Raw genomic sequence first — 2,968 nt, 5'->3', positions numbered from 1 at the left:
GTCAGCCGTCAGCCGTCAGCCATTCCCGTAGCGTGCGCGTAGCGAATTAGCTGTTCGCGTAGCGTGGCCAAAGGCCTTTAGCACCTCAAGTAGCACCATCTGTAGCGCATTAGCTGATAGCTGATAGCTGATAGCTGATAGCTGATAGCTGATAGCTGATAGCTGATAGCTGATAGCTTACTCGCTAACTAACCCCCTGATAAAAACTGGGGCTTCGGCCAATGATATTGGTTCTTAACAGGTAGCGGAGCTGCCTGACTTACCTTTTCTTTCCTAGCACTTTCAATAACACTCCCTTGGCAAAGCATCTGAGCCATCAAAATCATTACAGTTTCAAATACTGAGGTCTTATTATTGGGATTAACAGCCACAATTGGGGGTTGATTAGGATCGCCGATGTATGCCATGCGCATCATAATTTCCTCTGGAGTCCATGCCCCTGAAACATCAGTATGAGTCAGACCAATAATCATTGGAATAGTGACCCGCTCCTGCATAAACGATAAAATCTGACGAGCACTAGCAAAATCACTGCTTCGATTAGCTGCCATTAATAAAATATAGGCGTGAGCTCGGCGAATCAAAATATCCCACATAAAATCAAAGCGAGCTTGACCAGGAGTTCCATACAGGTGCAAATCCAAGTTTCGATTTAAGGGACGCAAACCAAAGTCTAAGGCAACGGTCGTTTTTTTCTTAAACAATGATGTGGCATCCGTAGCCGTTCGTTCTGTTTCAATAACCGCACCTTCGCTGAATGTTCTGACAAAAGTAGATTTGCCAGCCCCTATTGTTCCCGTTACTACAATCCGTATACTGTCCATTGGATTATGCTTCCCTAGCAAATACTACAGGTTATCAACTGTGCCAGTAGGTTGGGGTGAATCAAGGTAATTTGTTGACGATTGATGGTTGATGGTTGACGGTTGATGGTTGACTGTTAGTGGTCAACCTTGAACAAAAAATACCTTACATTGAATTTCACACACCCACTGACGTTATACCAATAATCCAGAATGCCTTGGCCGTAGGCCACGCTACGCGAACAACAATTTTTAAAAAAATTTACCATTTAATAATGGGTAATTAATCCTAGTCTTTAAATTAGCCATTACCCATTATCTATCACCCATTACCAATGACTATCAATTACTATAGTTTATACCTTTTATCAACTATACTATTAGTATAGTAATACCCAGAAAATTACTATAGCAACATTGGTTTTAATTCAGCAAGAGTTCGTTTAATTTCTAACATCAATACTCCCTGCTTAGCTGCTTTACTAGCTAGAACCAGAAATACCGCTTCTTCACCACAACTGGTCAAAACGCTAAATCCCTCTTTCCCCTCAACATAGATCCGGTCAATGTCACCTCTAGCCAGTTCTGAGCCAATTCGCTCACCCAAGGAAAGCATAGCTGCAGACATGGCTGAAACCCGTTCTTCATCCATTTCTCCAGGCAGACTAGATGCTAACGGTAAACCATCGGTCGTGACTACAGCTGCTCCCTGAATATCAGCAGTGGATGTAACAAAATTATGGAGGATATACCCCAATTTTTGAGAATTAATCGCCATTGTTCCCTTACTCCAATTGCAGAATGTGTAATTCGGTTAGTTTGTGTTCCTCGAAACTGATAGCTGATATTTAAGTAGGAGTAGTGCCAATTTTCCAGAACTTATAGACTATTGATTTAGTTTCCAACAAAAACGACACGTAATCTAGCAATCCTATCGGAAACGTGAACAGTTACAGGTCTTACTCAGGACTCATAACTCTCCGAGTCAGAACTATTTTCTTGAGATTTATTGTTCACAAATGATTTAGGATTGCTATAGTTACATAGAGCTAGCGCCAGTACTAATCAGACGTCTAAATAGACCCTCTGTCCAGCCAGTTTCTTTGAGAACCGCTGCCGAACTCACTTCTACATAGGCTTGCTCAATGAAGGCTAAATCAATCATGCAGATCCGACTGAGGGCATCCCGCAAGGCTTCATCTTTACTATCAGTTTTTATCCGGTTAGTAAATGCCTGCACTACAATTGCCATGGCTGGGACGACATGTTGAGGAGCGATACCAATTTTCACATGTACCAAACCTATACGCCAACGACGTTCAGCATAGGCTTTTCCCCAGTCATCCATACCAGTGAACATTTCGTAAAACCATTGCACAAAGGTTACCCGTAGGCGCTCCATACGACCTTCCTTCTCTTTCATAATGGCATCCATTTCTTCATCATTACCTAAGTAAGTATAGAAATGATCTGCCATTTCAGAAGCAATTTCTTTTCCCCAATCTGCGTGTGATTTCAGAAGCGCTTTGTCTTCACTGGTCAAATTGACACGCTTTTCCATCTTGGTCATAAATTCCTGGGGATCTAAGCTCATAATTACTCCGATACAGGTTAAGCTAACTCTAATTGATTACTTGAATGTTTAGCAAAGCACCCCGATTTAATTTTAGATTATTCCAACACTATAGCAACCTTTGTTTTTAAATATTATTATCTGAATAGATAATTTTGGACTAAAATATAATCCAGTATTTTAGTTACATTTTAGCTTTTTAAATTTATAAAATAAAAGATTTACCAGTTTTTTTTGTATAGTTTTAGTGAAGTTTATAGTTTGGGTTTACCAGAATTTTAAACTATTCACTTCATCTATCGTTGAATGTACCTATAACCTAAACTCTTGGATGTTTAGTAGTTGATACTACATTTATAGGTAAACTCTATAACGTTTACTTACTAACCTTTTCAGAAAGTGATCCGTTCAATCCGGATCACTTTTTTTAGTGACGCTAATTAATGATTTATGTAGTTTTATAAACATAAATTACAGAACATGGCAATTCTTAGAAACGATAATCCTTGGGGCGAAGTATTCGGCTAGCAAATTTGGGAGCAAACCAAGAATTTATGTGCGAATGCTTAGCCCTGACAAACGTCCTTTCTTT

At 39.7% G+C, this 2,968-nt stretch carries 3 protein-coding genes; all 3 read right to left on the bottom strand.

Features of this window, described 5'->3' with window-relative positions:
- Positions 1-188: 188 nt before the first annotated feature.
- The 3 genes from F6K37_RS36635 to F6K37_RS36625 all read right to left on the bottom strand — a co-directional run bounded on the left by F6K37_RS36635 (position 189) and on the right by F6K37_RS36625 (position 2,397).
- Positions 189-824 (bottom strand): GTP-binding protein, encoded by a 636-nt coding sequence (locus F6K37_RS36635; RefSeq protein ID WP_009149018.1) that lies wholly within the window; start codon positions 822-824, stop codon positions 189-191.
- Between the two features lie 385 nt (positions 825-1,209).
- The gene (locus F6K37_RS36630) at positions 1,210-1,581 is read right to left on the bottom strand and encodes a roadblock/LC7 domain-containing protein (protein WP_009149020.1); all 372 of its coding nucleotides are present in this window, start codon (positions 1,579-1,581) and stop codon (positions 1,210-1,212) included.
- Between the two features lie 261 nt (positions 1,582-1,842).
- Positions 1,843-2,397, bottom strand: a complete 555-nt coding sequence (locus F6K37_RS36625; protein ID WP_009149022.1) for a protoglobin domain-containing protein — start codon at positions 2,395-2,397, stop codon at positions 1,843-1,845.
- Positions 2,398-2,968 lie beyond the last annotated feature (571 nt).

Origin of the sequence: Moorena sp. SIO4E2, from assembly GCF_010671945.1 — a bacterium.
Classification (GTDB): Bacteria; Cyanobacteriota; Cyanobacteriia; order Cyanobacteriales; family Coleofasciculaceae; genus Moorena; species Moorena producens.
This window is presented reverse-complemented; position numbering and strand designations above follow the sequence as displayed.

What these genes read in the sequence shown, in the direction of transcription:
- F6K37_RS36625 (WP_009149022.1), bottom strand. Translation starts at nt 2,397, where the DNA reads ATGAGCTTAGATCCCCAGGAATTTATGACCAAGATGGAAAAGCGTGTC.
- F6K37_RS36630 (WP_009149020.1), bottom strand. Translation starts at nt 1,581, where the DNA reads ATGGCGATTAATTCTCAAAAATTGGGGTATATCCTCCATAATTTTGTT.
- F6K37_RS36635 (WP_009149018.1), bottom strand. Translation starts at nt 824, where the DNA reads ATGGACAGTATACGGATTGTAGTAACGGGAACAATAGGGGCTGGCAAA.